Source organism: Ruminococcus sp., assembly GCF_019423705.1.
Classification (GTDB): Bacteria; Bacillota; Clostridia; order Oscillospirales; family Ruminococcaceae; genus Hominimerdicola.
Window position 1 is genome coordinate 1 of record NZ_JAHZAX010000015.1, and the last position, 14,625, is coordinate 14,625.

Genomic DNA, 14,625 nt, shown 5'->3' on the forward strand with positions numbered 1-14,625 from the left:
TTGTTAAGGAAGTACACATTATCAATGTTGTCACTATCCGAATAGTTGATCAATACATAGAAAACATTGCCGTCCTTAGTGGTCACGCTTATAAACTGCATTTCGTCAGAATTGTAGATGATTTTCTGATTGTTAATAAGCGTAGCGTTGCCGTCTGTGTCATAATAGTCATCATTGTAATAATCAGTCATAGAATCATTAGAGCTATCATTGGTATCTTTATCAAAAAAAGACAGTATATCTTTTCTTGTGTTATTGTCTGCACCTGAATCGCTCTGTGATGAAGCACTTGTCATTGCACCCTCAGTAGAAGCTTGACTGCTTTCCTCCGCAGAAGCTGTGATAGCTCCAGCGAATGCAACTATTGTTGCTGTGGTAATTGTGATAAGAATATTCTTAAACATTTTAATCCTCCTTGTTTTCGCTTGCATTCAACTTTGTATCCACCGGAGATGAAGTTGTGGTGTTTGAAGAAAGAAGCTCGTTTAAATCGTCTTTTGACAAACCGCTGCTTTTAAGTTTGCTATATAGTTCAAAGCTCTCCACCGCTTCGCTGAGTGATATATCGCTGCTTTTACAAGCAATCAAAATACTTTCAGCTTCAAGACTTTCGATTTCCTTTACATAGCGTTGCTTCAACTGCATATCATTCTTGATACGCTCATCAATTTCGGCAACCTTTGCCCTGAGCTTTTCGATTTTCTTAATGGTTGTATTTTTTGCCATAACTAAAACTCCTTTTATTTATTCCAGAACTAATCGTGGATCAATGTAGTCCCACCCAAATCCGTCCGTGTCGATTTCAATTCTTAGGTGGATATAATAGCAGCCGACAGAATCATTACTGATTTTCTCGCATTTATGTTCCGGCAACGATAATCCAATATAATCCCCTTTTTTGATCGTGTCGCCTTCTTTAAGCGAATTCTTTGCACTAATGTTATAGTAATAGATCTTTGTATCACGTTTTTTCCCTTTACCATCGCCGTCATACCAATAGTTATAACTATTTTTCCGTATAACAACTAGGTCGTTATCACGATCAATTTCATCAATTGTGCCAGACATTCCTGCATAAACAGATGTATTCTGATTACAAATAATATCAATTCCTTGATGAGATTCATTCTCATCGTACAAGCTGCAATGCTTTGTGTTCCATTCTTGTATGTCATATCCATAACCATTCAGAATATTGCCATTATCAATACTGTCTTGAATGCTGCCGCTGATCGGATTAGCAAACGTCTGATGATTACCTCGTGTTGTTTTACTGTCTTCCGCAGTACCAAGGAACATTTCATACATTTGGTAACGTTCTGAACCATAGTCCATTCTCGTCAAAGTGTTTTTGATCGCTTTATCGAATGTATTTTTACGTTTCACGTTATAATAAAGTCGACAATCTGTTTTCCAATAGTATCTTTCGTAATAACCATACATACAAACATCATTCAAGGTGTAGTTCCAAACGTGCGTATCTGTTGGTGAGATCATAAACCAAGCGTCTTCAGAGCCCCAGCCCCAGAAAGAACGATCATATCGTTCTGAACCTTGCATAAAATAGAATTTGTTTGCTGGACGGTCATATAAATAGAAAGGTTTGCGTGTGCCTGAATAGTATCGGTTATCCATTATGTAGAACCCGGTTACTTTGTATTTGTTTTTTGGGTCTAAAACTCGGTAATCGCTATCTATACATATGTATCCCTCATCATCACGATATTTGCCGAGCTCGCTCGTATATGCAATAGGTTTGAAACGATACCTATAAGGTTGATCGGTGTACATATATGCGTCCTTTTCACATCTATAATATGTACCGCTATCGGCACTTCCGCCGCCCCAGTAATTGTATGGTGATAATTCTTCCCAACGAGAAGTATTGTCATACCAGTACTCGAATTTGTATTCGGCGTCAAATAATGCCTTTATTACTTTCTCAACGTCGCTGTCATATTCCCAATATTCAGCTCTCGTTTCCTTGTCTTTATTGCTTTGAAAATCAAAGTAATAAGCACATAGGAAGCTCCAGAGCTTGAATGTATCAAAATCATAGACAGGATCATAGTCGAATTTCGTACTGTTGCCCCATATCCATTGATCAGGTTCGTCATCCATATCTTTTGTTACTACGTTAAAACTGTTTAATCCCTTTTTCCACTTATCCTTATCACTTACCATAAGCAGCTTTTGGTTAAATTCATAGGCGATCTTGGTATAATACTCCTCAGCTTGCGATAAGTACTTATCTTGGGCTGTATATGTTCCCATTACCCAGCCGCTGTTGCCGAATATTGCTTCCAACGTGCCATTGAATACTGTCATTAGAAAAAGCATAGCAATACTTATGGTGAGAACAGAAGAACCCAACGTTGAGAATGCCACAAGAGAAGCTTTGCTCTTTTTCAGCTTTTTAAGCTTCTCCTTTGATTTTTTCTCTTTCTTACTTAGTTTGTTGGACTTTTTCTGATATTTCTTTTTGGCGTTTTGAGAACTTGCAGAACTTATTTTCTTCTCCAGTCTATCCGATTTTTGCTGAAGCTTATGATCTTTCCGCTCAAATTTGCGTATCTGCTGATTTTTCTTTTCCAGCCGATTTTTAACTGAATAGTGTTCCTTTATCTTGTCCGTACCAGTTTTAGCAAGCTCATAGCCCTTATCAGCTCCCCTAAGCATATCGTTATGCTCATCGGCAATTAAAAGTTTCTGCTGTGCAGAAGCCTTCAATCTGTGAACGCCATAACCTGACATCTTAAAGAGAACCGGTTTTGGCTTTGCTATCTTAAATTCTCTTTGAGCAGATTTTTTATCAAGATTAAAAGTATTTGACTTATCTTTCAGATCAGTCTTATCAAGTGTAAATGACTTCTTTTCTTGTTTGAACTTAGCCTTTCTTGCCTTATACAAAGCTTTGCGAATGTTACTCTTGCTAGAATTTTTATAGCTTGTCTTTACGTCCTTGAACTTGTTTTTCTTAAATTTCAGTTTACTCTGAATAGCCTTACGTTCTTCTTTGTATGCGAATTTTTGAAAGTACTTGCTTTCGGCTTTTTTCAGCTTAAACTTTGTTTTGAGCAACTTGGCATTTTTACGCTGCTTGAAGTGATTTTTTAACTCTTTCGAGCCGTCAAAGATAAGCTTGCTAGAAAATATAGCAGCTTTATTCATATCGTCCTGAGCCTGTTGCTCATACATACCGCCAAGCTTTGAAGTAGCTCTATGTAAAGCCGTCTTTGACGAAGCAATCGTTGCTGTTTCTGCCGCAAGTCCAACATCAAGGGCTGTCCTGCCAGCGTCGTGCACAATGAAATTCGTTGCTTTGACAGTCGTATGAAAAACTTTCCCCTTTTTTGTTTTTGGTATAAAACTGTCTATTTGCTTTGTAATCGACGGAATATCACCGTGAACACGATTTCTCGCAGAATAGTCCAAGGAATGTAGAAGTCCTGCTTTTTTCACTTCATTACTTCTGCTTCCTCTTATGATATTTGCCTTTGTGGTAAACTTGCCTGAGTTACTTTTTGTTCTGACGAAATCAATTTGAAACTCACGCTTATTTTTTATACGCAGCTTGTCGATCTTTTTTTCAAATCGAGTTTTGGATTGCTCCATATGATTTTGATTATTACGAAGCCCTGCCATAAATCATCACCTAATCTGTAAGTGTTTCTTGCGGTTTAGTTGTCATTAGCCTATACATTTCCGTGTCTTTCGGAAAGCTGTCTGTGAAAGGCAATATCACGCTGCCAAAACGGAGAAGTCCTTCGCCCTGCCCAGAGTTTTCTACATACTTCAACTGCTCCGAAGAAATGTGCAGTTTTTCTCCGAGAATTTCTCTATCTCCTGCTGCCTGATTTAACATATAGATGAATTCAGAGTTTTCAAAAATGTTCTCGATTTTCGAGGACATCAGCAAATCCTTGACGTTCTGAGTAATACCGGTCGGAATACCGCCCCATTTACGGAATCGCTTCCAGATCTCAGCCGAATATGTTGCCGTTTGTTCGTCTTTCAAGAGTAGATGAAATTCGTCTATGTAGTATCGTGTGATTTTCTTCCTTTCACGGTTGGCAGATACTCTGTTCCAGACCGTTTCCTGCAAAATAAGCATTCCAAGCTTTTTAAGTTGATTGCCTAAGTCCTTAATGTCAAAGCAGATAATTCTATTGTTCATATCAATATTGGTTCTGTGATTGAAAAGGCTTTGAGAACCATTTACGAACATTTCAAGCGAATTAACTAGGCGCAGAGCAATCTCACCTTTGGTTTTTAATGCGTTGTATAGATCGCTCATAGTCGGCATAGTTTCTTCCGTCGGGTTATTGTTAAGGAAAGGCTTGTAGACCTCATTTACACATATATCAATAATGGAACGTTCCTCCGCCGTAATTCCATATCTGCCGCCAACAATGATTTCGCAAAGTGACGTAAGGAATTCCGACTTCATAGCGATCGGATTTTCCTCGTAGTCGATATTCAGCGGTATATCCATAGGATTGATATAGCTTGTGGAATTGACTGAGATCTTGATGAGCTGTCCGTCCAATGCGCTTACCAGCGGATAATACTCGCCCTCTGGGTCACAGATGATTATATCGTCTGTTGTGGTTAGAAAACAGTCGAGTATCTCACGTTTGGTAGAAAAGCTCTTACCAGAACCCGGTGTGCCTAAAATCAGTCCGTTTGGATTAGTGAGGTCTGATCTATTAGCTCTTATCATACCGCCGGATAGGGTATTAACTCCATAGTATGTGGCAGCTCCCATTTTAAATAGCTCTTTTGTTGTAAAAGGAACAAAAATGCCGATACCGGACGTGTGCATTTCACGCTCCACAGGAATTTTGTTATAACAAAGCGGCAAGGTAGACACAAGAGTCTGTTCTTGTCTGTGGTCATAAGTGAAAATCGTACAGTTATTCTTACTGACAATTCTCTTTAATGCTTCCTGCTGCAACTTAAGTTCTTTCTTGGTTTTCGCATAATTTCTAATAGAAATTGAAATATGGAAAAGCTTTTCGTCCTTACTATTCAAATCATCAAGAAGCTTATCTATATCCTCAATGTACATCTTGATCGCCGGCGGCAATATGTCGGGATCATATCCTGCCTGCGATGCTTTTTTCTGCTCGTCAATCTTCATCTGATTGACATTCGTCAGCTTTCTCTTGACGAACTTTAACGCTTCGGCTTGCTCAAGCGGCTGAATGTGAATGTTAACGCAAAACAGATACTGCAATTCGAGAAAATCCCTTAAAATCTCGTCTGACAGTTCTCCGGCGAGAATGTTCATTCCCCACACCTGTCCATAGGCTTTGCCAATTTCAAACTGAGATTTTGAAAAATAGAAGGACGGCGGAGCAATAAAGTCCTTTGTATCCATTCCTGCCTTGAGCATAGCGTTCCAGTCGAAAACAAATGGTTCATCACGGAATGGGTTCAGGCTGTAATAGAGCGTTTCCAGTCTTGCCTTGCCTTTAAGCACGTCCGCTTCCACGGAGAAACTTTTGAAAAACTTGATCACATCGTTCTTGATAGATTCAAGTTTTGACTTTGCAATTTTGTATGACTTTGCTTCCACTCCAAAGGTAATAAACTTTCTTGCGGATTGACCAATACTACCTCCGAGAAGTTTTGATGTAAGCATTTCGGAGTATTCACGTCGTATTTCATTGAAATCATCATCTTGTTCCGGTATTTGTACAGCTTCAATAATCTTATCTTTTGATCTGTTTTGGTTCTCAAAGGTGAGCTGAAATTTAATAGAGTTATCAAAAGAGTTAAGCAGCGTGCAGTATTTGCCGAAGATATTATCCTGTTCTTCAAAGTCCGCAAGAGCGTAGTTGGTGTCAAAAAACTGCACCGTCATAGAATAAAAATTCTCACTCACTTGACAAACGCCGTCCCGATACATACGCATATACGGTATCGTGTTTTGAACAGTATTTCCGTCACCGCTGTACTTCCTTATTTCAGCCATACGGCGTGAGATGATCTTTTTATCTTCCTTAGTCATCGTCTGTGCCGGCTTTTTCAAAATGACATTTGCCTGCGTTTTCAGATCTGTTGTGTTCTGATTTTCATTTGCTTGAGTTTGCTCTTTGAACAGCCCCACTTGCATTACCTCCCTCTGCTTGAATTAGCTTTTTCCTTAGTCTTGTATATTCAATCTGATTTTCAATACACCGGTATATGTTAGTTGTTCGGTAGTATCGCTTCCGTGGCTTTTTCAGGAACTCAACCATAAATTTAATTTTTTCCTCGAAGAAAACGCCGTTCTTTTTATACACGCCGCAGATAATCGCAGGGGCAGCACACGCACCCATTGCGAATATTCCACCTGTCATACCAAGCGAATTTTTTGTGAGAAAGAACAGGGGAAAGCCCACCAATAAGCCGATACCAAAACAAACCACTTGCCGTTTCGTAAGGTTAAACATAAATTTTTCTTTTATATCGTTAAGATCTTTTGGAATTTTCACATAATGTGCCATAAAGCATAAAGCTCCTTTCTTCCTAACTTTGTATCCATTGGATACAAAGTTAGGAAGCATTGAAAATTGATTTTGATATGTTACCGCTGCCGATTACTGTATAGATCAATGCAGCCGTATATCCGGCAAGCATTAGCATTGACATTATGACACCATCTTCCGCCTTAGATACGCTGGCAATTACGACATTGAATATGGATTTAAAAATTCCAAGTGCAATGATAATAAAAATGCCCTGAAATGATAGTGCTATCATATTCTTGATCCAGTTCTTGCCAATTGAGTTCCAGCTCTCGTTCATCATCGTCGCCATTGGTATAGGTGATACGCCAAGATACATAAATATCTGTATCATTCGTGAAGCCATAATCAATATAATTGCAACAGTCAAGGCAAATATAGCGACCATAATAATAAAACTCAAAAGCAACATTATCAGCAATTCACCATTGTCATATGCTCCGCCTCGCAGAGTTTTTGAGAAGCTCTCTGCGTAATTAGTTGAGCTGAGAGAAGTTTGTCCTAAAATCGTTTCAATTCCGTTTGCGCAGGCATTAGACCCAAAGCCAAGTAGGGCAGAAGCGATGTAATATGAATTGGATACAAGCACTATGCCACATACCGCTTTAATAATCCATTTAATGAATATACTATCATCGAAATCTTTGAAATTATTACCCCGTATCACCATTTGTATTAGCTCGTTAAGTAGTATTACAGTCAATATAAATCCGGCGATCGGAACTATGACATTGTTGCACAATGTTTCGATTGTGCGCCAAAGCCCTGATACTGGCATATTGCCTGCACCGGCAGCCGTGCCAGTAAATTTTGCAGGGTGCTTCGTTAAAAATGCAGCCATAAGCCCGTCTGTGTCGGTAGCAGATGCGTATGTAGTTGTCAACACACTTTGGACATTCTCAAAGCAGCCTTCAATACCATTGCAGAGAATATTCTGTATCGTATCGTTAAACCATTCTCCAATGCCGTCAATAAAATCACTTACCATTCCCATTTTGCAACTTCACTCCCTTCTTCGGATAATAGTGATTAAGCCTGTGTTGAGATTCACAGGCTTAATCGTATTATCAAATTCAAATGATTAAACTGCACCAGTCATCATATTCTGAAGTACAGGAACAAGAACGATTGCAAGGAGAATAAGTCCAAGACCAGCCATAAGCTGCTTCATACCCTGCGACTTACGACAGTAGGCATAGAGAAGTTTTCAGACAAACATTGTAAGACAGGTACAGCAAGCTAAAATTACCGAAAGGATGCTTACAATGATTGATGAGATTTATAACAGCAGAATTGGTGCTATCAAGACCTGTCACTCCTCTGATGAGTGGGAAAAGACTGCTATCGAATTCGAGAAGTCGCTGACCGAAGAACAGCAGGACATCTTCCGCAAGCTCTGTGACCTACAAAGCGAGACTGCCGCCGATGAGATGCGGGCTGCGTACAAGGCAGGATTCAAGGACGGCGTGGCGTTGATGAAGGAAGTTCAGAAATAAGAATTTTACAGTATTATCGGGATTTTTAGCAAGAAAAGTGTTTCGGTTTTATGGCTGAAACGCTTTTTGCTATTCCTTAAAAGAATATCTAACATTATCGTGAGATAGATTGACTTTTTCGACTTTCTGTGCTATAATTTTTATAACCCATAATTGTATCTGAGGATACAGAAAGGAATGAAATATGGTGGCAGTAACTGTCATTGATGAGTTGATGGCTATCGCAGCTACTCAGAATATCGAATCTGAGGATATGGCGATTGCAATGGCGGCTTATACGCTCGGTTTTTGTAGTTATAAGGGCTTTGTCAACGAGGAAAGCAGAAAAGTGTTTTATCAGTATGGCGGAGATAAATCTTCTTTAGACTAAATCCTATATATCAGACTAATCAGAATAAAAAACATTGATTTTGAAATAAGGTGTTCGCTATGAAAAAAGCAATCATTATTACATCAATGGTTATATTTATAGTAGCAAGTGTAATAATCTTTACTAACTATCATCAGAGAAATTTACTTATGGCACAAATGAATAAAGATCTACAAAGCTATTATTATATTTGCTGTCCGAACGGAAACGAGCTTGACATCAAGCAAGTAGATAGTGATGAATACAAATACTCTATATCTTGTTTCCCATATAGCATAACGGATTCGACAAAGAAAGAAAATTATAAATTAAAGGTTAATCTTAATCAAAAATTCACGTTTGAAAAGATCGGTCTTTTAACAGGCGCAAGCGGAGCAAATTCAACTACAGATTTTCCTAATTGCCTTATTACTGAAAATGATTCATCACGAATTCAACGGTTTTATCTATATTCATCGGAAAACGGCAACTATGAGTCAGCAACAATACAAGATGAAGGAAAAATATATGTATCATTCAAAAATGCTATAAGCTCATCAAATATATCATCTGTAATCGATGAATATAGTGCCTATGGAACTGTGACATGGCTTTGGGTTGATACTTATAATGAGTCTGACACGATAACAGCAACCATTCAGAATCCCCAAGGAAATGAAAGAGGAGTATTTGGCATTCCATTGTATTATGGTGGAGAGAAAATTGCAGCGCCATTAGATAAATTTGTAGAAATAATCAATGATAAACACCCTTGCTTAGAAAACGAATTTGATGTTATACGAAATGGAATCAAAACCGAAAAAGACGAGATCACACAATCTGATGTTAAAATCATTGGCGTTGTTTTATTACCAAAAAGCGATTCGGCTTATAGTACCGTAATAGATAAGATTTCAGAAAAAGAGAATGTTTATGTAGCTAACTAACCTTGAATGTTAAAATGTTTTTACAACTATTTCGTGATTTTGCAGAAAATGGCGTTATACTCCATAAAGCCTTAGTCTACTGGCACACTCAAAAACCGTTCCGCATAAGTCAAAACAACGATTTTGGTATATACCTTAAAAGCTGACAGCTCTTATGACATATATTATGAGAAACACAAAAGCCATTCTCCAGCATTTACTTGGAGAATGGCTTTTCTATTATTATCTATTCTTCGTATAATATTTCTCACGGTACACCTTTGGTGTCATGCCCGTAATCTCCTTGAACACGGCAATAAACACGCTTTGCGTGGAGAAACCCAGCGAGGTAGAGATCACAAGATAGGACAGGTTGGAATATCGGAGTAGATTTTGTGCTGTATCTACCCGTGCTTCTTTTACAAAACGTTTCAGCGGAATGCCGGTTTCCTGTCGGAACAGCCTTGACAGATAGGCAGGATTCAGCTCTGCCGCCTTTGCAAGTGCCTTGACTGACAGATCAGCACCCAGGTTCTCATAGATATAGTCGATACACTTGCGGATATGAAGCGAGATCACCGCTTCCTTGCGTATCTCCTGCATTCGCTCGGTGAAGTCAAGGCACATATCTTCATAGAGCCTGCATACACCGTCTATCGTCCTGCAAGTATCGGCTTTGAGGACATAGAGATCAGATAGTGTATAGGCTTCCGTCTGCCCCATGCCCATATCCATACAAGTGGAAGCGATTGCCGATGCACATAAAACAAAGTGATACACCGCGTTTTTCAGTTTGTTTTTAGACATGAGCCTGTCATCAGCGATTAAAGCAAGCTCACCCTCACTGAGCTGCAATTTCACAGCATCCATATCCCCATTGCATATTGAAGTAAACTCGACTGGCTTCACGGAATGTTCCGAACGCTTGAAATTATCCATTTTCTGCCGAAAAAGCTCTGCATTCAGCTCATTTCTGATTTTCATACGCACCTCCTGCCTTTCTTCTGCATATTATATCACTTTTCAGCTATAAATTCAAGTTTCCAGATATAAAATACAACTGAGATATGCTATATTTAATGGCAGAGGTGATGTGAATGGATCATACGAATGACCTGACAAACGGCAAAGTATCGGGAAAACTGCTTGGTTTCTTCTTTCCGATGCTCTTGACCAATCTTCTTCAGCAGATATACTCGGTAGCTGATACGGCTATCGTCGGGCGAGGATTAGGCGACAATGCCCTCGGTGCAGTCGGCAACCTCTCGTCCTTATCACTGCTGATAATAGGCTTCTCAATGGGTGTAACAGGCGGATTTGCCGTTATCATCGCTCAGAACTTCGGTTCGGGCGATATGACTGCCGTCCGCAAGTCTGTTGCATTATCTGTGAAGCTGTCAGCGATACTGACAGTGATCCTGACGGCGGCAGGCTGTTTGCTACTGAAACCGATATTGCTTTTGATGCGGACAGACCAGATCATACTGGAAGACAGCCTGATCTACGGATATATCATCTTCGGCGGACTGGCAGCAACGATAGCGTATAATCTGCTTTCGGGTGTTCTCCGTTCGGTCGGTGACAGTAAAACGCCGTTTCTTGCAATTATAATCTCCTCGGCGGTCAATATTGCTTTGGACTATATCCTGATATTTCTCTTTCACACAGGTGTTGAGGGAGTAGCAGCGGCAACTGTAATATCACAAGCTATATCGGCGTTTATCTGCTATCTGAAAATGAAACAGATACCTCAGCTTGAAATCCGTAAAGATGATTTTGAATCGGATACGGCAATGTCCCTGTTGCTGCTGAAAAATGGCATTCCGATGGCGTGTATGAACTCGATCACTGCGGTAGGCTGTATGGTCGTTCAGGGATATGTCAATGATTGCGGTGTAGCTTATACATCGGCATATTCAGTGTGCAGCAAGTACCTGAACCTGTTTATGCTCCCGTCCCTCACGGCAGGCTTTGCGGTATCTTCCTTTGTCAGCCAGAATTTCGGTGCAGGCAAGACCGAGCGTATCAGACAGGGTGTTCGTGTTTGTATCAATATTGCATTGGTTTCCTATCTGTGCTTAGGCTCTGCTATGATACTGCTTTCTAAACAGCTTGCTGACTTCATGCTTGATGAGAGTGAAACGATCGCTCTTTCCGCAGAATACCTGAGAATATGTGGCACAGGGCTGATATTGCTGAATCTGCTGTTCATTTACCGCAATGCAACGCAGGGTATGGGGTATCCGTTGATTCCGATGCTGTCGGGAATTGCTGAAATGGCACTGCGCATTCCTGCGATCATCTTCCTGCTTCCACATATTGGCTTTCGGGCAACTGCTTACGCTGAGATCATTGCGTGGATCTGAGCATTGACTTTGAATGTCGGGGCATATATGATTAATTTTAGGAAAGCAAATCAAAGTCAAACATAATATGATTGTTACAGCACCTTCTCGGAGCGTTATTGAAAGGGTGCTGTTTTCATTGGTTAGTTTTACGCTCCGCAAGCTCGGACGGCTATGAGATGCATTCCCGTTCCGCTGACGGTTATCATCAAGCAGAAGTCGGTTCGGTGATATGATGGGTAATCTCATACTCACGCACACGGCGGTAAAAGGTATTAGCCGACATATCCATTCTCCGCATAAAATCTCGCCCTGTGATCTGCTTAGCTCTCCATTCCCCATAGAGCTGCTCAAACCTCGTCCAGTCGGTGGGGATAGGCTTTCTGCCCGTGTACTTGCCCTGAGCCTTAGCGATCTCGATGCCCTCACGCTGTCGCTGTTTGAGCTGCTCACGCTCCAACTGAGAGAGTGCGGCAAACACGGTCAACATGAATTTGCCCGTAGGCGTGTCGGTGTCAATCTTCTCCTTATGGCTGATGAGCGTTACCCCTTTGTCGGTAAGGGTGTCGATAATGTTCAGCAAGTCCTTTGTGGAGCGTCCGAGACGGCTGATACTCTCGATGTAGAGCGTATCGCCCTCCCTCACATAGTCAAGCATTGCCCTGAGCTGAGGGCGGTCGGTATTCGCTCCTGACAGCTTCTCAGAGAAGATGCGGTCAACCTGATAGTCGCACATGATCTCCTGCTGACGGGCGGTTTCTTGGTGTTCGGTGGAAACACGGATATAACCTATTTTGCTCATATAATCTTCCTTTCGTTATTCGAGATAGTCTTTCTTTTTCTGCTGAGAGCGTTTTCTCTCCTGATACTGCCTGTTACGCTCTTGCTGACGCTGATCGTCAAGATACTTTCGTACCTGACGAGAGTACTGCGATGCCGCCGCCTTTCTTCTGAGAAAAACATTATGCTCAGGCACCAGAGCATTGTATTTCTCTTTCAGCTTGGCAGACATCGCCTGTAGGTCGCTCAGTTTAGGTGGCTTGCCCTTGATGTAATAAGGCTTGATATGCTCGGCAATATATTTGTCGGCTTCTTCAAATGCGTCGATAGCGGCAGCATTCTTCTTGCGGAAACTCTTTTGTGTAAATGCAGAACGCTCCTGATACTCCTTGTATGTAGCATAGTTCTGAGAATGCTGTTTCATCATATTGATGAGCTTATCAATGCCCCTAATCTTCTTGTCAAGCTCGGCAAGCTCGTCCGTGTGGTCATCAGGGTGCTTGAAATTCCAGAAGAAGCCCTTGAGATCATCAAGCGATGTGATTCCGCCAGCTTCAAGGTCAGCGATCATCTTGTCGCAATCACGCATACCCCTGATCTCTGCCCATACATCTTCTTTCTTTTCAGGTGCTTTACTTTCCGTAGGTGTTGGCTGTGGTGTCGGGGTAGGCAGTTCAGGTTTCGGCTCGGTGGGCTTTGCAGAAGATGCGTTAAGCATATCAAGTTGTGCCTGCCGTCTTGCTCGTCGGGCTGCAAAGAACTTCTCAACCTGTTCCGCCGCAGCTTTTCTCTTTGCGGTTTCACTTGTTTCCGTGATAGTTTCAGGCTCGGCAGATTGTTTCGGCTTTATCGGTGTGGTGACTGTCTGTGTCGGCTTCGGCTCAGGCTTGGGAACAACAACAGGCTTCGGCGGTTCGATAAGCATATCGGGAGTGACATTCGCCGCTGACAGCTTTTCTTGTATCTCTGCTATCTGCTCGGTGATACGTTCGGGGGTGAAGTCTGCGCCCAGAGTGTCGGCTCTTGTAAACTTCTGTTGACCGTCACCTGATAGTCTGAATTTCAACTTGACCTTATTGCTCGGCTTATACACATATTCAATACCGCACTCACTGCACTTTTCAAGAAAGTCCTTGAAGTCATGGCTGTAAAGCATGACCTCTGCAATACGGACACGGAGCTTTTCTTTCCACGACTTGCCCTCTTTCTGCATATCCCTCTCAAAGTGAGATACCCCATGTCCCTTTTCAGGCTCGGAGATAACAGATATGCCGTGTTCGGTGCATATCTCGTCCGATAATTGCCTGAGTTCTGCCCACGCACGTTCAGTCTTTTTACCCTGATTATGCTCGGTGGTGAAGCTGAGTCCGTTATACAGATTGGTGTTGTTAAAAATGATATGGCAATGCAGGTGGTCTTTATCGTTGTGGACAGCGATAACATATTGATAATCGCCTTTCAGATAACGGTCGCACAACTCCTCTCCGATCTGCATAGCCTGTTCGGGCGTGACTTCACCGGGGGCAAAGCTCTGAATCATGTGGTAGGCAAGGATTTCGGTTCGTCCTGTGCCTTGCTGTCGGACGGCTCGGAAGTCCTCGCTTGCTCCTGCGCTGTCGGCTCGGCAAGCATAAGAGCTGACATATAAACCGTTGATGGTCTTATCTCCGTTTGTGATGTAAGCGATCGCTGCGCTGACTGTTGCCCTGATCGTATGGATAGAAGTGTATGCCAAATTTCATTAACCCCTCTCTTTATCTCGGTAATATCCTCGGCATAGATGTGACCTGTGCTGTAAAGTCGGACAAGTATCTGATTGATGTTCGCTCCAATGCGTTTCATCAGACGATTGCATTCGGCAATTTCGGAACGGTCGGGAGTGAGATCAACCCTCGCACGAACACAATCTCGGATATACTCCGTCTTGTTCTTGTACCCGTATTGCTCACACTTTGCTAAGATGTCCTGCATTTCCGATTCCGTAAAGCGAACATTCAGCGTGTAAGACTTCTTCTCCCTCTTGCGTTTCAGGTACTTGCGTTCATCGTCGGAAAGCTCGTCCTCGGACTTGTGTGCAAGGGTATCGTCAAGCTCAGCGCTGACCTCTTTGTCCAAAGCGTTGTTGATTGCCCCCTCGTAGGTCATACCTTCGGTTTCAAATAACTTCTGCTTGCGTGGTCTGCCACGCCTTTTCTTTTCGGTTTCCATATTGGA

Annotated in this window: 13 protein-coding genes and 2 pseudogenes; 4 read left to right on the forward strand and 11 right to left on the reverse strand. The window is 41.6% G+C overall.

Translation table 11 applies throughout. The features are described from left to right. The 7 genes and pseudogenes from QZ371_RS10850 to QZ371_RS10880 all read right to left on the reverse strand — a co-directional run. Nucleotides 1–404, reverse strand: a 404-nt coding sequence (locus QZ371_RS10850; RefSeq protein ID WP_295212991.1) for a CD1107 family mobile element protein, incomplete at its 3' end; no start/stop codon positions are given. A 1-nt stretch (nt 405) separates the two neighbouring features. Next, nucleotides 406–726 (reverse strand): hypothetical protein, encoded by a 321-nt coding sequence (locus tag QZ371_RS10855; RefSeq protein ID WP_295213001.1) that lies wholly within the window; start codon nt 724–726, stop codon nt 406–408. An 18-nt stretch (nt 727–744) separates the two neighbouring features. After that, nucleotides 745–3,645 carry a M23 family metallopeptidase gene (locus QZ371_RS10860; protein WP_295213005.1) on the reverse strand — a complete coding sequence of 967 codons (2,901 nt, stop codon included), beginning with the start codon at nt 3,643–3,645 and terminating at the stop codon, nt 745–747. 10 nt (nt 3,646–3,655) lie between these two features. Continuing rightward, entirely contained in the window at nt 3,656–6,016 is a 2,361-nt protein-coding gene (locus QZ371_RS10865; protein ID WP_295213150.1) for a VirB4-like conjugal transfer ATPase, CD1110 family, read from the reverse strand. A 64-nt stretch (nt 6,017–6,080) separates the two neighbouring features. After that, complete coding sequence (locus tag QZ371_RS10870; RefSeq protein WP_295213011.1) at nt 6,081–6,494, reverse strand: PrgI family protein; 414 nt, start codon at nt 6,492–6,494, stop codon at nt 6,081–6,083. Between the two features lie 49 nt (nt 6,495–6,543). Beyond that, a complete protein-coding gene (locus tag QZ371_RS10875) occupies nt 6,544–7,509 on the reverse strand; it encodes a VirB6/TrbL-like conjugal transfer protein, CD1112 family (protein ID WP_295213020.1) in 966 nt (321 codons plus the stop codon). Nucleotides 7,510–7,596: 87 nt separating this feature from the next. Next, nucleotides 7,597–7,689, reverse strand: a pseudogene (locus tag QZ371_RS10880) (hypothetical protein); the annotation flags it as partial. A gap of 91 nt (nt 7,690–7,780) precedes the next feature. Here QZ371_RS10880 and QZ371_RS10885 point away from each other — a divergent pair. The 3 genes from QZ371_RS10885 to QZ371_RS10895 all read left to right on the forward strand — a co-directional run bounded on the left by QZ371_RS10885 (nt 7,781) and on the right by QZ371_RS10895 (nt 9,307). Further along, nucleotides 7,781–8,011, forward strand: a complete 231-nt coding sequence (locus QZ371_RS10885; RefSeq protein WP_295213031.1) for a DUF6809 family protein — start codon at nt 7,781–7,783, stop codon at nt 8,009–8,011. A gap of 184 nt (nt 8,012–8,195) precedes the next feature. Then, nucleotides 8,196–8,381, forward strand: coding sequence for a hypothetical protein (locus QZ371_RS10890; RefSeq protein ID WP_295213036.1), 186 nt, complete (start codon nt 8,196–8,198; stop codon nt 8,379–8,381). A gap of 59 nt (nt 8,382–8,440) precedes the next feature. Then, nucleotides 8,441–9,307 (forward strand): hypothetical protein, encoded by an 867-nt coding sequence (locus QZ371_RS10895; RefSeq protein ID WP_295213039.1) that lies wholly within the window; start codon nt 8,441–8,443, stop codon nt 9,305–9,307. 222 nt (nt 9,308–9,529) lie between these two features. On the opposite strand, the gene QZ371_RS10900 is transcribed toward QZ371_RS10895, so the two are convergent. Then, nucleotides 9,530–10,270 carry an AraC family transcriptional regulator gene (locus QZ371_RS10900; protein WP_295213043.1) on the reverse strand — a complete coding sequence of 247 codons (741 nt, stop codon included), beginning with the start codon at nt 10,268–10,270 and terminating at the stop codon, nt 9,530–9,532. 113 nt (nt 10,271–10,383) lie between these two features. Between QZ371_RS10900 and QZ371_RS10905 the strand changes: the two genes are divergently transcribed. Next, nucleotides 10,384–11,652 carry an MATE family efflux transporter gene (locus QZ371_RS10905; protein ID WP_295213046.1) on the forward strand — a complete coding sequence of 423 codons (1,269 nt, stop codon included), beginning with the start codon at nt 10,384–10,386 and terminating at the stop codon, nt 11,650–11,652. A 187-nt stretch (nt 11,653–11,839) separates the two neighbouring features. On the opposite strand, the gene QZ371_RS10910 is transcribed toward QZ371_RS10905, so the two are convergent. The 3 genes and pseudogenes from QZ371_RS10910 to QZ371_RS11615 form a co-directional block, all read right to left on the reverse strand. Beyond that, nucleotides 11,840–12,433 (reverse strand): recombinase family protein, encoded by a 594-nt coding sequence (locus QZ371_RS10910; RefSeq protein ID WP_295213053.1) that lies wholly within the window; start codon nt 12,431–12,433, stop codon nt 11,840–11,842. Nucleotides 12,434–12,448: 15 nt separating this feature from the next. Continuing rightward, a pseudogene (locus tag QZ371_RS10915) lies at nt 12,449–14,053 on the reverse strand (relaxase/mobilization nuclease domain-containing protein); the annotation flags it as partial. Continuing rightward, nucleotides 13,948–14,619 carry a hypothetical protein gene (locus tag QZ371_RS11615; RefSeq protein WP_366558737.1) on the reverse strand — a complete coding sequence of 224 codons (672 nt, stop codon included), beginning with the start codon at nt 14,617–14,619 and terminating at the stop codon, nt 13,948–13,950. The gene QZ371_RS11615 and the pseudogene QZ371_RS10915, both read right to left, overlap by 106 nt. Between the last annotated feature and the right edge of the window lie 6 nt (nt 14,620–14,625).

What these genes read in the sequence shown, in the direction of transcription:
- QZ371_RS10865 (WP_295213150.1), bottom strand. Translation starts at nt 6,016, where the DNA reads ATGACTAAGGAAGATAAAAAGATCATCTCACGCCGTATGGCTGAAATA.
- QZ371_RS10895 (WP_295213039.1), top strand. Translation starts at nt 8,441, where the DNA reads ATGAAAAAAGCAATCATTATTACATCAATGGTTATATTTATAGTAGCA.
- QZ371_RS10900 (WP_295213043.1), bottom strand. Translation starts at nt 10,270, where the DNA reads ATGAAAATCAGAAATGAGCTGAATGCAGAGCTTTTTCGGCAGAAAATG.
- QZ371_RS10870 (WP_295213011.1), bottom strand. Translation starts at nt 6,494, where the DNA reads ATGGCACATTATGTGAAAATTCCAAAAGATCTTAACGATATAAAAGAA.
- QZ371_RS10860 (WP_295213005.1), bottom strand. Translation starts at nt 3,645, where the DNA reads ATGGCAGGGCTTCGTAATAATCAAAATCATATGGAGCAATCCAAAACT.
- QZ371_RS10910 (WP_295213053.1), bottom strand. Translation starts at nt 12,433, where the DNA reads ATGAGCAAAATAGGTTATATCCGTGTTTCCACCGAACACCAAGAAACC.
- QZ371_RS10875 (WP_295213020.1), bottom strand. Translation starts at nt 7,509, where the DNA reads ATGGGAATGGTAAGTGATTTTATTGACGGCATTGGAGAATGGTTTAAC.
- QZ371_RS10890 (WP_295213036.1), top strand. Translation starts at nt 8,196, where the DNA reads ATGGTGGCAGTAACTGTCATTGATGAGTTGATGGCTATCGCAGCTACT.
- QZ371_RS10905 (WP_295213046.1), top strand. Translation starts at nt 10,384, where the DNA reads ATGGATCATACGAATGACCTGACAAACGGCAAAGTATCGGGAAAACTG.
- QZ371_RS10885 (WP_295213031.1), top strand. Translation starts at nt 7,781, where the DNA reads ATGATTGATGAGATTTATAACAGCAGAATTGGTGCTATCAAGACCTGT.
- QZ371_RS10855 (WP_295213001.1), bottom strand. Translation starts at nt 726, where the DNA reads ATGGCAAAAAATACAACCATTAAGAAAATCGAAAAGCTCAGGGCAAAG.
- QZ371_RS11615 (WP_366558737.1), bottom strand. Translation starts at nt 14,619, where the DNA reads ATGGAAACCGAAAAGAAAAGGCGTGGCAGACCACGCAAGCAGAAGTTA.